The organism is Janthinobacterium sp. 67, assembly GCF_002797895.1.
Taxonomy (GTDB): Bacteria; Pseudomonadota; Gammaproteobacteria; order Burkholderiales; family Burkholderiaceae_D; genus Janthinobacterium.
This window is the reverse complement of sequence record NZ_PGES01000001.1, coordinates 1,318,458-1,334,745: the sequence shown is the minus strand read 5'-3', so window position 1 is coordinate 1,334,745 and position 16,288 is coordinate 1,318,458. Positions and strand designations below refer to the sequence as shown.

The 16,288-nt window shown below is 65.0% G+C and carries 14 protein-coding genes; 11 read left to right on the top strand and 3 right to left on the bottom strand.

What is annotated here, in order from left to right; translation table 11 throughout:
- Positions 1-24: 24 nt before the first annotated feature.
- Positions 25-2,397, top strand: a complete 2,373-nt coding sequence (locus CLU90_RS06040) for a TonB-dependent receptor (protein WP_100427426.1) — start codon at positions 25-27, stop codon at positions 2,395-2,397.
- A 119-nt stretch (positions 2,398-2,516) separates the two neighbouring features.
- Here CLU90_RS06040 and CLU90_RS06035 read toward each other — a convergent pair whose 3' ends face one another.
- Positions 2,517-3,569 (bottom strand): ABC transporter substrate-binding protein, encoded by a 1,053-nt coding sequence (locus tag CLU90_RS06035; RefSeq protein ID WP_092708893.1) that lies wholly within the window; start codon positions 3,567-3,569, stop codon positions 2,517-2,519.
- A 225-nt stretch (positions 3,570-3,794) separates the two neighbouring features.
- Between CLU90_RS06035 and CLU90_RS06030 the strand changes: the two genes are divergently transcribed.
- The 8 genes from CLU90_RS06030 to CLU90_RS05995 are packed head-to-tail and all read left to right on the top strand — an operon-like array spanning position 3,795 to position 11,590.
- Complete coding sequence (locus CLU90_RS06030; RefSeq protein WP_092709858.1) at positions 3,795-4,544, top strand: class II aldolase/adducin family protein; 750 nt, start codon at positions 3,795-3,797, stop codon at positions 4,542-4,544.
- Between the two features lie 22 nt (positions 4,545-4,566).
- Positions 4,567-5,637, top strand: coding sequence for an ABC transporter substrate-binding protein (locus CLU90_RS06025; RefSeq protein ID WP_100427425.1), 1,071 nt, complete (start codon positions 4,567-4,569; stop codon positions 5,635-5,637).
- Positions 5,634-6,470, top strand: a complete 837-nt coding sequence (locus tag CLU90_RS06020) for an ABC transporter permease (protein WP_092708887.1) — start codon at positions 5,634-5,636, stop codon at positions 6,468-6,470. The genes CLU90_RS06025 and CLU90_RS06020 overlap by 4 nt, the downstream gene beginning before the upstream one ends.
- Complete coding sequence (locus CLU90_RS06015) at positions 6,467-7,231, top strand: ABC transporter permease (protein WP_092708884.1); 765 nt, start codon at positions 6,467-6,469, stop codon at positions 7,229-7,231. The genes CLU90_RS06020 and CLU90_RS06015 overlap by 4 nt, the downstream gene beginning before the upstream one ends.
- Positions 7,224-8,489 carry an MFS transporter gene (locus tag CLU90_RS06010; protein ID WP_139178121.1) on the top strand — a complete coding sequence of 422 codons (1,266 nt, stop codon included), beginning with the start codon at positions 7,224-7,226 and terminating at the stop codon, positions 8,487-8,489. The genes CLU90_RS06015 and CLU90_RS06010 overlap by 8 nt, the downstream gene beginning before the upstream one ends.
- Positions 8,486-9,367 (top strand): ABC transporter ATP-binding protein, encoded by an 882-nt coding sequence (locus CLU90_RS06005; protein WP_092708878.1) that lies wholly within the window; start codon positions 8,486-8,488, stop codon positions 9,365-9,367. Before CLU90_RS06010 ends, CLU90_RS06005 begins: the two co-directional genes overlap by 4 nt.
- A gap of 39 nt (positions 9,368-9,406) precedes the next feature.
- A complete protein-coding gene (locus CLU90_RS06000) occupies positions 9,407-10,480 on the top strand; it encodes an ABC transporter substrate-binding protein (protein ID WP_100427424.1) in 1,074 nt (357 codons plus the stop codon).
- Between the two features lie 48 nt (positions 10,481-10,528).
- Positions 10,529-11,590 carry an ABC transporter substrate-binding protein gene (locus CLU90_RS05995; RefSeq protein WP_157808750.1) on the top strand — a complete coding sequence of 354 codons (1,062 nt, stop codon included), beginning with the start codon at positions 10,529-10,531 and terminating at the stop codon, positions 11,588-11,590.
- Positions 11,591-11,614: 24 nt separating this feature from the next.
- Here CLU90_RS05995 and CLU90_RS30080 read toward each other — a convergent pair whose 3' ends face one another.
- Positions 11,615-11,737: a hypothetical protein gene (locus tag CLU90_RS30080; RefSeq protein ID WP_256267169.1), complete on the bottom strand. Its 123-nt coding sequence runs from the start codon at positions 11,735-11,737 to the stop codon at positions 11,615-11,617.
- 160 nt (positions 11,738-11,897) lie between these two features.
- Between CLU90_RS30080 and CLU90_RS05990 the strand changes: the two genes are divergently transcribed.
- Together CLU90_RS05990 and CLU90_RS05985 are read left to right on the top strand one after the other, a co-directional pair.
- The gene (locus CLU90_RS05990) at positions 11,898-14,600 is read left to right on the top strand and encodes a polysaccharide deacetylase family protein (RefSeq protein WP_092708870.1); all 2,703 of its coding nucleotides are present in this window, start codon (positions 11,898-11,900) and stop codon (positions 14,598-14,600) included.
- Between the two features lie 2 nt (positions 14,601-14,602).
- Positions 14,603-14,971, top strand: a complete 369-nt coding sequence (locus CLU90_RS05985; protein ID WP_157808749.1) for an immunity 22 family protein — start codon at positions 14,603-14,605, stop codon at positions 14,969-14,971.
- On the opposite strand, the gene CLU90_RS05980 is transcribed toward CLU90_RS05985, so the two are convergent.
- A complete protein-coding gene (locus CLU90_RS05980) occupies positions 14,956-16,179 on the bottom strand; it encodes a response regulator (protein ID WP_157808748.1) in 1,224 nt (407 codons plus the stop codon). The two genes, CLU90_RS05985 and CLU90_RS05980, sit on opposite strands and share 16 nt — an antisense overlap.
- Positions 16,180-16,288: the final 109 nt, after the last annotated feature.

The following is a 16,288-nucleotide window of genomic DNA, read 5'->3' as shown; positions in this document are numbered from 1 at the left end:
GACTTTACTCAAGGATAATCACCCATGCGCCGTTCGACTGCCTCCGCCGCCGTTTCTTCTTTCCCCTTTCATTTGACGCCAGTGCGCGGCGCGCTGCGCTCGGCCTTCGCCGTCGGCGGCCTGATGCTCGCTTCTAGCATGGTCCATGCCGAAGCGCCGACCGCCGATGCCATTGCCGCGGCCGACGCGAACGGCGGGGGCGAGGGCGCCTCCCTGCAATCGGTGACGGTGACGGCGCAAAAGCGCGAGGAGTCGGCGCAAAAGGTACCGAGCGCGATCACGGTCCTCGGTGGCAAGGAACTGCTCGACACGGGCATCGGCCGCTCGGCCAGCGAAATCCTCAACTACGTGCCGAACGCTTCGGCCGGCACGCAGCAGCATGGCCGCCCGCGCTGGTGGATACGCGGCGTGGGCGCGGGCCAGCAGCAAATCGATTTCCCGAATCCCGTCGGCTTCTATCTCGACGACGTCTACATCAGCAATTCCAGCGCCACGGGCTTTCCCCTGTTCGACCTGGACCGGGTGGAAGTGCTGCGCGGCCCGCAAGGTACCTTGTGGGGCAAGAACACGACGGGCGGCGCCATCAACGTCATTTCGCGCAAGCCTTCGTTCAAGTCCAGCGGCTACGCCAAGCTTGACTACGGCAGCTACGATACCAAGCTGGCCGAAGGCGCCATTGGCGGCGCGCTCGTCGACGAGGTGCTGGCGGGGCGCTTGTCTTTCCACACGGAGCAGCAGGACAGGGGCCGCTTCCACAACCGGTTTACGGGCGAGCGCGATGGAAAGCTCAAGGACAGCGCCATCCGCGGCCAGCTCAAGGCCCTGATCGGGCGCGACCTGACGGCGAACCTGAACCTGCATTACCGCGACTACACGACCAAGGGCGCCACGACGACGGTGGCCAGCTATGGCGCCAATGGCGTCTACCGCAATGGCTACATCCCCAGCACCAATCCCGATGACGTGAGCACGAATGCGCCGGCCGACAGCGACGTGAAACAGGGCGGCGCGCAGCTGAACCTGGAATACGCGCTGGGCGAGCTGACCCTGACGTCGATCACGGGCTATGAAAATTTCAGGAACGAGGCGACGGGCGACAGCGACAACACGCCGCTGGAAGTGGGCCGCAGCCGCTCCAAGGCCAGCAGCCGGCAAGTGTCGCAGGAGCTGCGCCTGACGTCGCCGCAAAACGGCACCGTGAGCTGGGTGGCGGGCCTGTTCTATTTCAATGAAAAGATCGATTCCGACTCGGCCGGCGCGCGCCTGCCCAACGGCACGGTGCCGGCGCTGGCGGGCAGCACCCAGCCCGTCGGCTACAACCGCACCATCTACCGGCACAAGGCGCGCAGCGCGGCCATCTTCGGCAGCACGACCGTCAACTTCAGCGAGCAGTTCCTGTCCACCTTCGGCCTGCGCTGGACGACGGAAACCAAAGACCTCGATTTGCAGCGCGTGCAGGCCGCATCGAACACGGTGACGTTTGGCGATGCGGCCAGCTGGTGGGACACGGTCCGGGGCGGCAATTACGCGGCCGCGTCGGTCGCCAACAACAACTTCACGTCGAATCCCTCGACCACGTGGAATGCGCTCACGTATGACGTGACACCCGAATACCGCTTCAGCCGGACCCTGCGCGGCTATTTGAAATACGCGCACGGCATCAAGTCGGGCGGCTACAACACGAGCGCCACGGACGTGCGGGCCCTGAACACGGTGAAACCGGAAACCCTGAATTCGTTCGAGGCGGGCATCAAGTCGGAATGGCTGGACGGGCGTTTGAATTTCAATGCCAACGTTTTTCACTATGATTACAAGAACGTGCAGGTCAATATTACGGGCGTGTACAACGGCGACCCCACGCAAAGCGTCAATTACCTGCAGAACGTGCGCAAGGCCCACGTGAATGGCGCGGAATTCGAGATCGAGGCGCAGCCGACGGACAATCTGCACATCAACGCCAACGTGGGCTTGCTGCGCACGGAATTCGACGATTTCGCCATCCAGAACAATGGCGGCGACCGTTCGGGCAACGAATTCGTGCGCTCGCCCCACGTGACGGCCTTGCTGGCGGCCGATTACCGCTACCCGCTGGGCAATGGCGCACAGCTGGTCTTCAGCGGCGACGTGCGCTACACGTCGAAGCAGTACTACTATGTCGACCCGCAAAACGCCGCGCGCGACTTGCTGAACCAGGGCGGCTTCGCGCTGGCCAATGCACGCCTGTCGTACGTGCTCCCGGGCGGCAAGCAGCGGATCACGGCCTATGCGAACAACCTGGCCGACAAGGTCTACCGCAACCACACCCTGACCAGCTTCGTGCCCGGTGCCGTCAACGGCGACACCGTCATCATCGGCCAGGGCCGCACGGTGGGCGCGTCGTACACCATCCAGTTCTGATGGCGATTGATTGATGTGAAGCCGGCAAACTCGCCGGCCATTTTTTTGATCAGGTAGGCCGGCCTGGCGCAGCGGTAGGTCGGCTTAGCGCAGCGTAAGCCGACAACACCACCACCGCATCAAGCCGCCACCCGCAACAACGCCTCCAGCCGCCGCTGCGCCTCCTCCAAAGGCCTGCGGTCGATCCAGCTTTCGATATCCACGTCGCGATCGAGGAAGCCGTGCTGCAGCTGAAAATCCTTTTGCTGGCGGAACAGCGCCACCTTGTCGTAGGACAGGTCGGGCGCCAGGGTCAGATGAAAACCGTCCCGATAAGCTTCCGCCACGGCGTCGGCGCCGGCCCGGGTCTCGCCCTGCAGGATGGCCAGCACGTCGGCCTGGTGGCTGCGGGCCCAGTGCGCGGCGCGCAGGGTCTGCGTCAAAAAGCGCACGACCAGCTCGAAATGCTGTTCCAGCATCGTTTCATGCACGGTGATCGGGCGCGGCGTGCCGTTGTTCACGCGGAAGCGCCGGTCCGGCAGGGCGTCGATGTCGATGCCCACTTCCAGCCCCGCCGTGCGGGCCGCTTCGGCCGCCGCCGCGCCTTTCACGTAGACGGCGTCGACTTCGCCGCGCAGCAGCGGCGCGATGCCTTGCCACAGGCCCGCGCCGAGATTGGCCGAGGGCTGGGCGTCGGCACCCACTTCCACCAGCCGTACATCGTCCAAGGTGAGGCCGGCCGAGGCCAGCACGCCCTTGTAGCCGGCCAGGCTCATGCCGCGCGCGATGCTGCGCCCGCGCCGGTTTTCGCGCAAGTCCTCGGCGCGGAACACGGGCAGCGCCAGGCGCTTGCCCTGCAGCTGCGCCGGCGTCGCGATGCCGGAGCCGGGGCGCACGAGGATGGCTTGCCATTCATCGATCCACGTCAGGCCGATCAGGCGCGTGGGCGCCCCTTGCGCGCGCGCGGGCAGGGCCAGCAGGTTGCCGCCTTCGCGCACGAGCGTGGACAGGCCGTGGTCGTAATGGTGGCGCGCCAGTTCGCCGCCCACTTCCTGCAGGGTTTTCAGGGCGATGCCGTCGCGGGCGAATTCCTCGTCCAGCCAGCCCAGTTTATAGGCCAGGCCCGTGGCCGTGGGCACGGGGCAGCGGGTGAACCAGACGGTATCGACGGCGGGGGATGTTGCGGTAGTCATGGGATTCCTTGGTGGTGGGTGAAGCCTGGAACCGTGCAGGAAACGTGCCCGCGCCGCTTGCTGGCTTGCCGACAGCGCGTGTGCAAGCTCCTGCTGCCATGCCAGCAGCCGCTGTTGCGCAGGCAGCAGTGCGCCACCATTTTCGGAGCCCCAGGGCTGGCACGCGTCTTGCGAAAGTAGAGGCATGACTGACCCGTATTCCAACTCAAGCAAATGGAGCATGACATGACAGACGTGGCACAAGCGGAAGCACAACAAGTACAGGCGCAGGACCTGACGGCGGCCGAACTGGCCTTCGTCGAGCAGGTGCGGCGCGACGCGCAGATCGCCTTCGACGGCTTGCGCGAGACGGGCAGCCTGACGGCCAACGGCACGGTGGGCTTTGTCGAGCGCACGCCGGGCGGCGACAAGGCCGTGGTGGTCAACGATCCGGGCCCGTTCCGTCGCGGCCAGCCATTGAAGGCGGCCGTGCTGGCGCTCGATGGCACGGTGATCGTCGGCGACGCGAATAACGGCGGTGCGCGCTATTTAAAGCTGTTCCGCGAACGGCCGGAAGTCACGTCGATCTCGCACGTGCACTCGCCATCGCTGGGCGCCTGGGCGCAGACGCACCGCACGCTGCCGATCCGCTACGTGCCCGTGCAGCGCTTCCAGCTGATACGCGAAATTCCCATCTATATCGACCGCCGCCAGCCGGAAGTCGATTTCATCCTCGGCGAAATCGCGCGCAATACGCATGCGACGGCCATCCTGGAAGCGAATGGCGGCGCCACCGTGTGGGGCAAGCAGGGCTTGCTGAAGCTGGCCGAGTTCATCCTGCTGCTGGAAGAGGGCGCGCAGATACAGATCGCGGCCGAAGCCATCGGCGGTTCGCGCGACTTCGGCCCCGGCGTGCTGCTGCAGCAATGGAAGATGAGCAAGCTGATCGACACGGCGCGCGCCTTGTCGTTATTGCCCGCCACCGACTTGGTATAAACCGTTCAAGAACAGGCCCACGATGTCATTGAAATTCTTACGTTTGCACTGGCGCGCGCTCGTCTCCGCCGCCTTGGCGGCCAGCCTGCTGGCGCCAATGATGGCCGCCGCCGAACCGTTGCCGGCCGCCGTGCGCATCGCCGTCGTGGCGCGCACGGCGCCGTCCGGCAAGACCGTGTTTGCCGGCTCGGCCGCCCAGGTGGCCTCGCAAGGCTGGCTGGCGGCCGAGCTGGGCAAGCTGGGCGTGAAGCTGGAATGGGTGCCCGTCACGACCAATTCCGTGGCGACGCAAGTCAACGAGGCGTTTGCCAACCACTCGATCGACCTGGCGCAGTATGGCGATCTGCCGTCGATTATCGCCAATGCCTCGGGCTTGCGGACGCGGCTGATCTTGCCCGGCGGCAGCGCCAACAACACCTATCTGGTGGTGCCGAACGGCTCGACGGCCAGGTCGATCAAGGATTTGAAGGGCAAGAAGATCGCCCTGCACCGTGGCCGGCCGTGGGAATACCCGTTCGCGCGCCTGCTGGAAGCGAACGGCATGAGCTTGCGCGACGTGAAAATCCTCAACCTCAATCCCCAGGCGGGCGCGGCGGCCGTGGCGACCGGTGGCGCGGACGCCTTCTTTACCCTCAGCGACGCTTTCCTGCTCGAAGATAAGAGGGTGGGCAAGATCATATGGGCCAGCAAGGCGCCGCCGCAGGACTGGAAGATGCGCGCGGAACTGTGGGCCGACAGCGGTTTCCTGCAACGCTATCCGCAGCTGGCCCAGCTGGTGGTGACGGCCTATGTGCGCGAGCACCACCGGGCCGCCGGCGCCGGCGGCGAAGATGAATACGTGCGCACCGAGGCGGCCGCGGGCCAGGTGGAAAGCGTCGTGCGGCGCGAACTGGCGGGCGATCATACGCCGTGGCAGGCGCGCTGGTCGCCCCTGTTTACGGCCAGCCTGCGCCAGCATTACGTGGGCGAGGCGGCGTATGCGAAGAGCGCGGGCCTGATAGCGCGGCCCTTGCAAGTCGACAGCCTGTTCGCGCCCCAGTTCGTCAACCAGGCGCTGGCGCAGCTGAAATTGCAAACTTACTGGGCGCCATGACTTCCCTCACGATCACCCTGCCGCGCGCCCCCGCGCCAGCGCGTGCGGCTTCTGTTCCCCGGCTGCGGCGCTTTCTGCGCTCGCCCTGGTCCGTGTGGGCGTCGCCGCTGGCCTTGCTGCTGCTGTGGACGGCCGCCACCACCTTCGAATGGATGCCTGCGCACATTTTGATGTCGCCATGGCAAGTGCTGCTGACGGCGCGCGACCTGGCCGACAGCGGCGAACTGGGCCAGCACCTGGCCATCAGCCTGTTCCGCCTGCTGAGCGGCTTTGGCCTGGGCGCCAGCGCGGGCCTGGCGTTTGGCGTCGTACTGGGCTTGTCGCCAGGCTTGCGCAGCTATGTCGACCCCACCTTCAATGTCTTGCGCCAGCTGCCCACGGTCGCCCTGATCCCCCTGTTTATCTTGTTGTTCGGCATAGGCGAGAGTTTCAAGGTGTTTATCGTGGCCAAGGCCAGTTTCTTTATCGTCGCGCTGGCCGTGCATGACGCCATCCGCAACCTGTCGCAGCGCTACTTTGAAGTGGCGCAAGTGTATTGCTTTTCGCGCTGGCAGCGCATCCGCCTGATCGTCCTGCCCGCCATCGTGCCGGCCGCACTGACGGGCATGCGCATCGCCCTGTCGCGTTCGTGGATGGTGCTGGTGGGCGCGGAATTGCTGGCCGCCGACAGCGGCCTGGGCCAGATGATGGAAATGGGCCGGCAAATGTTCCGCCTCGACGTGGTGATGGTGGGCGTGGTGCTGACGGGCGTGATCGGCTTCGGCCTGGACCGGCTCTGCCATGCGCTGGAAGCACGGCTGATGCGCTGGAAACGGAATGGAGAATCTGCATGAAGCAGCGTTTGGTACTGATCATCAAGGGTGCGCTGCTGCCGCTGGCCTTGCTGGGCGCCTGGCAATGGGCCTCGGGCCAAGGCGCGGCGGCCGCCTATATCTTTGTCTCGCTGGGCGACCTGGCGCACAGCTTGCGCGACCTGGTCTTGACGGGCGAACTGTGGGTGCATTTGCGCGCCAGCCTGGGCAGGACATTGGCCGGCTTGCTGCTGGGCGGCAGCGCCGGCATCGTCACGGGCGCGCTGATGGCGCAGTCGCCGCTGGCGGACCGGCTGATCGGCCCGCTGTTCCACAGCATCCGCCAAGTCCCGCTGCTGGGCCTGATCCCCTTGTTGGGCTTGTGGGTGGGCAATGGCGATGGCGCCAAGCTGCTGGTGATCGCCATCGCCGCCTTTTATCCCACCGTGCTCAACACGTATGCGGGCATGCGGCAGGTGGAGGGGCGCTTGCGCGAAGTGGGGCAGGTGCTGACCCTGACGCGCACGCAGACCCTGCGCCAGATTCTGTTGCCGGGCGCCATGCCGGCCATCGTCACCGGCGTCACGCATGCGCTGGCGTTCGCCTGGCTCGCTTGCCTGGGTGGCGAACTGCTGTTTTCGGCTGGCCCCGGCATGGGTTCCTTGCTGCTCAATGGCGAAGTGTCGGGCCGCATGGACGTCGTCCTGCTGGCCGTGCTCGTGATCGCCTTGCTGGCGCAAGCGATGAACGTGGCGTTCGCGCGGCTCGCGCGCCTGTTGGTGAAGGGGCGCAGCAGTGAGTGAATCCTTGCCATTCCAGTCAGACGCGGCCGTCACCGCCCGCGAAGGCGAGCTGCGCGCCTTCCTGCTGCGCTTTATCGGCTTGACCTTGTTGTCTGGCGTGACCATCGGCATGAACAAGGTGCTGGCGACCCTGCTGGGGTTACATTTGCACGTGAGCAATTTCCAGCTGGCCGCGATCAGCAGCGCGGAAACCCTGGCCATGGCGCTCGGTACCATTCCGGCCGGCTATATCTTGTCGCGCGGTAATCCCAAGCATTTGTACGCGGGAGTGAGCCTGAGCCTGGCGCTGGCCTTTTGCGTGCTGCCGTGGCTGCCGGGCTGGCAATGGGTGGCCCTGCTGATGTTCTTGGTTGGCCTGTGCATCTCGCTGCGCATCGTTGCCATGAGTACCGTGTTTCTCGTGCGCCTGCCGGAACTGGGCCAGGGCAAGGCGGGCTGGTACAAGGGGACCTTGATCCTGGGCATGCAATTCCTCGGACCCTTGTGCGGCAATTACCTGATCGCGCAGCTGGGGCTCAAAGCAGGCTTTTTGATTTCCGCCCTGATGTTCGCCATCCTGGCCGTGCTGGGCTGGCAAGTGTTGCCCAGCAATACGGCGCCGCGCAAGCTGGAGGGCCAGGCTTTGTTGCCCGGCGCGGCCAGCCTGCGCGAACTGCTGCGCCTGCCCATCGTGCGCAGCACGTATCTGTTCGAGATCCTCGCCAGCTTTACGGCGTCCAGCGTGGGCGTGTTTTCCATCTTGCTGGCCATCCGCGTGCTGCACTGGCCTGCGCATCACTCCGTCTGGCTGATGGCCGTGCAGGGCTTGAGTTGCGTGCTGGTGCTGCTGCTCCTGGGGCGCTTCGTGCTGGCCAGCCGCTACCGTGAGCAACTGTATGGCGGCGCCCACCTGGCCATCATGGCCGCCTTGCTGATCCTCGGCCTATGGCCTTCCAGCATCGCCTACCTGGCCGCCTCCATGCTGCTGGGCCTGGGACTGGGCGTGAATAACCTCGTCAATACGGACAATATCGCCCGCGCGCCCGTCGACAAGGCCAGGGTCTCGGCCCACTTGACCCTGTTCGGCATGGTGGGTGGCACGGCCGGCGCGCTGGCGGCGGGCCGCCTGGCCGACCTGACGGGCTTGCGCAATGTGTTCCTGATCTGGCTATTTCCCTGGCTGGCCGCCTGGCTGGTGTTCCACGGCAGCCGCTGGCTGCGCCGGGCGCCGCCCGCCGCCATTCCTTCCCTCGCCCCCACCGCAGAGAGTGCGCCATGAATGATTTCGTTTCCCCATCGACCTTGTCGCCGCAACAGCAGTACCTGAGCGGCGGCTTGCAAGTGCAGCACGTGAGCAAGTCGTTTTCGCTGAAAGGCACGCCGCTGCCCGTGCTCGACGATATTTCGCTGACCATCGCGCCGGGCGAATTCGTCGCCATCGTGGGCGCGTCCGGCTGCGGCAAGTCCACCTTGCTGCGCCTGCTGGCGGGCCTCGATACGGATTACACGGGCTTGCTGCTGCACGATGGCGTGCCGATACGTGGCACGGATCTGCGCCGGGGCCTCGTGTTCCAGGACCACCGCCTGTTTCCCTGGCTGACGGTGCAGCAGAACGTGGCCGTGGCCTTCAGCAATACCAAGGTGCCGCTGGCCGAGCGGGCCGCCCGCGTGGCGGCGGAAATTGCGCGCGTGGGCCTCGATGGCTACGCGGATGCCTACCCGCATCAGTTATCGGGCGGCATGTCGCAACGGGCGGCCATTGCCCGCGCCCTCGTCGGGCGGCCCGACGTGCTGCTGCTCGACGAGCCGCTCGGTGCGCTCGACGCGCTGACCCGCTTGCGCTTGCAGCAGGAGTTGCGCCGCTTGTGGCAGGACGAGGGCATCACCATGGTCATGGTCACGCACGACATTGATGAAGCCGTCTATCTGGCCGACCGTATCGTCGTGCTCGACGCCCGCCCGGGCAAGGTGCGCCGGGTGCAGGACGTGCCGCTGGCCCACCCGCGCCAGCGCGGCTCGCCCGGTTTTGTGTCCATCCGCGATGGCTTGCATGCGGATTTCAGCGACCTCGACGAATCGCATGCGCCCGTGGTGCAGGAAGAACACCCGAGCAGCTTGTGGGATGGCAATGAATGGGCGCGCAGGATGGCGCTGTAGTTTCCTTTTTGACTGGTCCACCCACTCTGGAGATACAAGATGAGCAATGAAAATCAAGTAGCAAAGCAAGCACTCGACACCCTGTGGTACACGCGCTGCCCCGTCCCCACAGGCTTGGGGATCGCCCTGCAGCAAGGCTGGCTGGAAGACGCCTTGCGCGCCGACGGCACCAGCTTGCGCTCCTTGCGCGAATCCGACCAGGAAGCCGTGCGCGAATCGCATTTTGACCATACCTTGCAAAATTCCGTGCGTCACGGCGGCAATATTCCCGCCCTGTGGGCACGCGCGGCGGGGCGCGAGACGCGCGTGATCGGCCTGTCGTGGTCGGACGAGACGCAGTTGATCTTGACCTTGCCCGACAGCGGCATCCAGACCGTGCGCGACCTGAAGGGGCGGCGCTTCGGCTTGCCCTTATGGGCCAAGGCGCAGATCGATTTTGCGCGCGCACAAGCCTTGCGCGGGCTGGAAAACGCGCTGAGCCTGGAAGGGCTGGTGGTTGCCGACGTGGAACTGGTCGATTATGTGGTCAACACGGGCCAGAGCGAAACGGCGCCGGAGCAGGGCGCGGCGACGAATCTGTTCAGCGGGGCGCGGCGCGGCGGCCAAAGTCCGGAATTGCTGGGACTGCTGCGGGGCGAGGTGGACGCCGTCTTCCTGAAAGGCGCTTCGGCCGCCCAGCTGGCGCAGCAGTTCGGCTTGCACACGGTGATCGACACGGGCATCCATCCGGAACCCCTGATCCGCGCCAACAACGGCACGCCGCGCACCCTGAGCGTCGACGCGCACCTGCTCGACAGGCATTTCAATTCCGCCGTGACCCTGGTCGACCAGGTGCTGCGGGCCGAAGCGTGGGCGCGCGGCCATGCGGACGAGACGCGGCGTTTCCTCGCGCGCGAATCGAATGCCAGCGAGCACTGGGTGCAAGTGGCGTACGGCAAGGATGCCCATCTGCGGCTGGACACGGACCTGGCGGAAACGTCGGTCGCGGGTTTGCAGGATTTCAGCGACTTTTTGTTCCGTTGGAATTTCTTGCCCAGCAAGGTCGACGTGCGCGCCTGGATCGATCCCCGTCCTTTCGAAGCGGCGCTGGCGCAGACGCGCCGGGCGGCTTGAGCGGCAAGCACGTCAACAGTGGCCATGTTCGATGATGAGGAGAATGCGATGCGGCGACGCACGGTGATGGGCGGGCTGGCCTTGCTGCCCCTGGCGGGACAGGCGGTGTCGGCGGTGTCGGGGGCGAAAGCGGGGGCGCCGCCGGCGGCCCTGCGCATCGCCTCGACGGGTTTTGCGGAAAACGGCAAGGCGGAACTGGGCGGCATCGCTTACCGGGTGCAGCAGGAAGGCTGGCTGGCGCGCGAACTGAAGCAGCGGGGCGTGCGGCTGGAATGGCTGCCCGTCACGGGAGACACGGGCGCGACCATGAACGAGGCGTTCGCCAGCGGGCGCATCGACATGGCCGCGTATGGCGACTTGCCATCCGTCATCCTCAACGCGGGCGGCGTGCGCACCCAGGTGATCGTGCCGGCGGGGCGGGGCACGGACCAATTCCTGCTGGTGCCCACGAGTGCGCGCGCCACGTCCCTGGCCGAGCTGAAGGGCAAGCGCATCAGCGTGCACCGGGGCCGGCCGTGGGAACTGGGCTTGCGCCAGCTGATCGCCGACCAGCGCATGTCACCCACGGATTTCCGCTTGATTAACATGGATTTGAAACCGGGCACGGCCGCGCTTGCCACGGGCGCCGTCGACGCCTTGTTCATGATCAATGGCTATCCGCTGGAAGACAAGGGCATCGGCCGCATCATCTGGTCCAGCAAGGGGCTGCCGGAACGCAAGATGCGGGCGGAACTGTGGGCGCGGCGCGACTTTACGCAAGCCCATCCCGACATCGCCGAACTGGTGGCCACGGCCTGGTTGCGGGCCCAGCACTGGGCGGCGCTCGATGGCAACCGCGAAGCGATCATCAAGGATGGCACGCGCAATGGCACGCCGGACAGCGTGGTGCGGCGCAGCTATGACGATCCGGGCCTGCAGTGGAAGGAGCGCTGGTCGCCCCTGTACGACGACGCCGTGTACCGACATTACCGCCGGGTGCTGGCGTTTGCGCAGGAACAAAAGCTGATCCGCCAGCCCTTGACGGCGGAAGAATTGCTGGAACCGCGTTTTGTCGCGGCAGGCCTGAAAAAGCTGGGCCTGGCCAATTACTGGGAACCGGCCAAGGTGTAGTGTGGCCGTGGGGCGTGGCTTAGCTTAATGCGGCAGGCACACGCGCCCCGCCACATTGACCACGTCGTCACCCGCATGCGCGCGCAGTTGCAGCAGCATCAGGGCCACGCCCAGCATCAGCGCCGCGGCGCAGAGTTTCTTGTGCATCGTCTTTCCTGTTCGTACGTTCGATGGAGGTTTGCCAGCATATTATTGCCCAAATTCAGCGTGCGGATGAGTAAATTGCCAAGTGTGCTCTACAATTATGCATCTGCGCATCCGCGCCATCCGAATTCTATGCATAGTATGTGAAGGGAATGACAAGCCTGTGACTTCCAAGCCGATCAAGATCGCCGCCACCGTCGTCGTGGCTCTCGCCGCTGGGGCCGGCATCTATACCTACACCCGCCCGGCCGCCACCGACGCTCCCGGCGCTCCCGGCGCTCCGGTCCCGGCCAACCCGGCCGCCGCACCGCAATCGACCGTCGATACGGCCGCCGTGGCCGCTCAGTTCCGCGACTTGCTGGGCAATTTCCGCAAGATCATTGTGCTGCTGGCTGACGAGCAAAGCTTGCCCGAAGGCGCGCGTGACGAAGCCCGCAAGGTGGGGCAGGCGCTGTTCCATGAAAACCAGGAACGCATCGCCAAGCTCGATCTTGCGCTTGATCAATTGATTGCGCCCACCAATCCTGGCCGCTTCGAGGCGCTCGACAGCCTGTTGACGTATATCGAATCCGATCCCGGCCTGTACGACGCGGACCGCCTGGCGTTCCGCGAACTGCTGCAAAGCATGCTGGCCGACGTGGCCAAAGACTCGTCCTTGCCGGCGATCAAGCTGCACAAGCGCATTTCCGAAGACCTCGACGCGCTGGGCGAGATCGAGCGCAATTATGAGAAGGAAATCCGGCAAATCTTCGGCAACCTGGGCCAGCGCGCCATCGAACTCAAGCGCGAACGGTGGGACGATTACGTGGCGCAGCTGAAAAAACTCTACAGCCGCGAACAGATTTTGAAGGAAAACGGCATCGTCGTGCCGTATGCGGTGCCGCCGGCAGGTTCCGTGCCCGAAGCCAAGCCGGCACCTAAAAAAGACGAAGCGGAAATCTTTGGCCTGGGCTTGCCGAAGAAAACCATCGTGCTGACCTTCGACGACGGCCCGCACCGGCGCTACACGGAAGAAATCAGCGCCATCCTGAAACAATATGGCGTGCCGGCCGTGTTCTTCAACGTGGGCCGCAACCTCGGTTCGCTCGATGCGGAAGGCCACGCCAAACTGGGCGCGGGCGCGGAAGTGAGCCGCAAGCTGATGAAAGAGGGCTATGCCGTGGGCAACCACAGTTTCAGCCACGCACAGCTGTCGAAACAGACGGGCGACAAGCTGAAGGGCGAAATCCTCGGTACCGACACTTTATTAAAGGCCATCAGCCCCGAGCGGGCTGCGCTGTTCCGCTTTCCGTATGGCGCGCGCAACAGCGAAGGCATGGCCGCGCTGGCCGATGCGCATCTGAAATCCGTGATGTGGAATATCGATTCGCTGGACTGGGCCGACCCCGTGCCCAGTTCCATCACGAACCGGGTGCTGGCCTCCGTCGACAAGGCGGGACGCGGCATCGTCCTGTTCCACGACATCCACGAACGCACGGTGAAAGCCTTGCCGGCCGTGCTCGACAAGCTGATCGCCGAAGGCTATCAATTCGCGGGCTGGGATGGCACGAGCTTCCAGGTGGCGAAAAGCACGGCGCCCGCGCCCGAAAAAGTGCCCGTGACCACCGGTTACGCCAATTCCTGGGCCGTGGTGATCGGTATCGACGATTATGCCAAGTGGCCGAAATTGCAATATGCGGTGCGCGATGCGCAAGGCATCCGCGAAACGCTGATTGAAAAGTTTGCGTTTGCGCCCGAGCGTGTCGTGACCCTGAAAAATGGCGAAGCGACGCGCAACAATATCCTGGCCGCCTTCCATGACAAGCTGGCCCATGGCGGCGTGCAAAAGAATGACCGCATTTTTGTGTTCTTCGCCGGCCACGGCGCCACGCGCAAGCTCAGTTCCGGGCGCGACCTCGGCTATATCGTGCCATTTGACTCCGACCCGGCGCAGTTCGCCACGGATGCGATCCCGATGACGGAAATCCAGAATATCGCGGAGTCCCTGACGGCCAAGCACGCGTTCTTCGTCATGGATGCGTGCTATAGCGGCCTGGGCCTGACGCGCGGCGCCGGTTCCAGTTCCTTCCTGCGCGACAACGCCAAGCGCATCGGCCGGCAAATGCTGACGGCCGGCGGCGGCGACCAGCTCGTCGCCGACGGCGGACCGAACGGCCACTCCGTGTTCACGTGGACCCTGTTGCAGGGCCTGGCGGGCAAGGGCGACCTGAACGGTGACGGCCTGATCACGGCGACGGAACTGGCGGCCTATGTGGCGCCGGCCGTGTCCAGCGTCTCGAACCAGACGCCCGCGTTCGGCAGCTTGCCCGGTTCGGAAGGGGGCGATTTCGTCTTCGAATTGCCGGGCGAGACGGAATTCCTCAGCCCGAACACGACGCAGCTGTCGACGGAAGCCATTGCCCTGAACAGCAAGCTCGACGCCAAGCCGGCGGCAGCCAGCGTGACGGTCAAGGATTTGCAGGGCGGCGAACAGAAGATCGTCACGCCAGGCGCCGTGCCGACCTCGACGCGCCAGCTGGCGCAGCGGGCCAACGACCGCGGCTTGCAGCTGTACAAGGAGAAACAATATGCGGCGGCGGAAGCGCAATTTACGGAAGCGCTGAAATTGCGTCCCGACTTCGCGCTGGCGGCCAACAACCTGGGCTTCGTCTTCTACAAGCAGGAAAAATACCGCGAAGCGGCCCGCTGGTTTGAAAACACGGTCAAGATGGACCCGTCGCGCGCCATCGCCTATCTGAACCTGGGCGACGCGTATGCCAAGGCCGGCGATGCGGCCAAGGCGAAGGCGGCCTATAAAACCTATCTGGAACTGGCGCCGACGGCAGCGACGGCGCCAGCCGTGCGGCAAAAGATGGAGAAGCTTTAATTTTGCCGACAGTCCACGTATTTGCCTGCAGCGGCCGTTTCCCCAGTTGGGAAGCGCTGCAGGCCTACCTGTCGCCCACGTACACGGACGATGGCGATGCCGTGCCGTCCCCATTCATCCTGGAAACGGGTCTCACGCAGTACGAGCCGGCCTGTTTCGAAAGCGCCATGCTGGCGTCGCCCGCGCCGCTGGCGCAATTGCTCGATGGCGTGTCGTATCCCGACAGCTGGCTGGCGCAGGCGTGCGCGGACGCGGATGGGCAAGGCGTGCTGGCCGACACGGCCGTCTGCGTGTTTGCGCCGAACCAGCTGGCGCACCCGCAGCGCAGTGTGCTGCATTACGTGGGCAGCTATGCCTACGCCGGTGGCTGAGCGCCGTCCTGGCGCTCTTCATGCAATAACTTGTTGACCGTGGCCAGCAGGCTGGTGCCCGACGTGGTGATGAAACGGGCGCCCGCCGCCTGCGCTTCCGTGCCGTAGCTGGCAACCGTATCCTTGCTGCAATACACGACGATGGGCAGTTCCGGCAAGGTCTGGCGCACTTCGCGTACCGTGCGCACGCCCGCATCCTTGATCCGGCGGCCGTTTTCCACCCTGGCCATGTCCGTGATGAACAGCGCGTAACGCTTCTGTTGCAGCATGGCCAGCGCCTGCCGCGTCGATACGGCCTGGTCCACCTTGATGTTTTCCCGTCCCAGCTGTTCCACCAGCAAGGTATTGTTGCGCGGATGGTCGTCCAGCCACAGCACCAGGCTGGACGGTTTTTGCGCCGTCGGCACGCCGGCCAGGGCGGTGACGGCCGCGCCGCCATCGGGCGGGCGGGCCAGCAGCAGCTGGGTGACGGCTTCCTGCATGTCGTCGAGCGATTTTTGCTGCAAGCGGCTCAGTTCCGTCACTTCGATTTCCTTGCCGCTTTCCAGGCGCACGGATTCATTCTTGACGAGATTGTCCGCCCGCTTGATGATGATGGACAGGTAGATGCGCGTAAGCAAATAGCCGATCAGGAAGCCGTGCACGGAAAAGAACAGCATGATGCCGCCCACCACGGCCATGGCCGTGGGCGTGTCGGTGGCCAGGCTGGGCGCGATGAAGGCGGCCATGCTGCGCGCGCTGCCGGGCAGGCTTTTGAGCTCGATCAAGCCCACGCCGACGATGATCTTCGTCAGCCAGTCCGACACTTCCACCAGGTTCGAATTGATTTCCATGGGCGTGGGCGTGCCCAGGAACAGGGTATTGCTGGCGTTGCCAGCCGCCGCATCGGTCCCCGCGGCCGGTGGCTCGTCCGCGGGGCGGCCCTTGCCGGCTGCCCGCTCGTCGGGCGGCGCCATGTTGACGGTGCCCGAAGGCAAGGTGCGCGGGATGCCGAACAAAAAGCCCAGCAGCATGCCGCTGACGCAAAAGCCCAGGCTCCACAGCAGGGCCGGCACGGCGTGGTAATAGGGCGGCAGCAGGGCGCCCGCCAGCACGGCCAGCAAGCCCGCCAGCAGGATGAACAGCAGGATGTAGGGCAGCACGTCGCGCTTGCGCACGGTCGCGGCGGCGGTTTTTGTTGCCTTGCTGGCACTGTCGCTCAGATCCACAGCCGCTCCTTGAAAAATCCTGAATCCAGGCACCCAGCCTGCCGCGTATATAGTCCGTGGGAAGCCCATGCTGACATCATAAAAAGGGAAGACGCGATGCGATTGATAA

What these genes read in the sequence shown, in the direction of transcription:
- CLU90_RS06040 (WP_100427426.1), top strand. Translation starts at nt 25, where the DNA reads ATGCGCCGTTCGACTGCCTCCGCCGCCGTTTCTTCTTTCCCCTTTCAT.
- CLU90_RS06035 (WP_092708893.1), bottom strand. Translation starts at nt 3,569, where the DNA reads ATGACTACCGCAACATCCCCCGCCGTCGATACCGTCTGGTTCACCCGC.
- CLU90_RS06030 (WP_092709858.1), top strand. Translation starts at nt 3,795, where the DNA reads ATGACAGACGTGGCACAAGCGGAAGCACAACAAGTACAGGCGCAGGAC.
- CLU90_RS06025 (WP_100427425.1), top strand. Translation starts at nt 4,567, where the DNA reads ATGTCATTGAAATTCTTACGTTTGCACTGGCGCGCGCTCGTCTCCGCC.
- CLU90_RS06020 (WP_092708887.1), top strand. Translation starts at nt 5,634, where the DNA reads ATGACTTCCCTCACGATCACCCTGCCGCGCGCCCCCGCGCCAGCGCGT.
- CLU90_RS06015 (WP_092708884.1), top strand. Translation starts at nt 6,467, where the DNA reads ATGAAGCAGCGTTTGGTACTGATCATCAAGGGTGCGCTGCTGCCGCTG.
- CLU90_RS06005 (WP_092708878.1), top strand. Translation starts at nt 8,486, where the DNA reads ATGAATGATTTCGTTTCCCCATCGACCTTGTCGCCGCAACAGCAGTAC.
- CLU90_RS06000 (WP_100427424.1), top strand. Translation starts at nt 9,407, where the DNA reads ATGAGCAATGAAAATCAAGTAGCAAAGCAAGCACTCGACACCCTGTGG.
- CLU90_RS05995 (WP_157808750.1), top strand. Translation starts at nt 10,529, where the DNA reads ATGCGGCGACGCACGGTGATGGGCGGGCTGGCCTTGCTGCCCCTGGCG.
- CLU90_RS30080 (WP_256267169.1), bottom strand. Translation starts at nt 11,737, where the DNA reads ATGCACAAGAAACTCTGCGCCGCGGCGCTGATGCTGGGCGTGGCCCTG.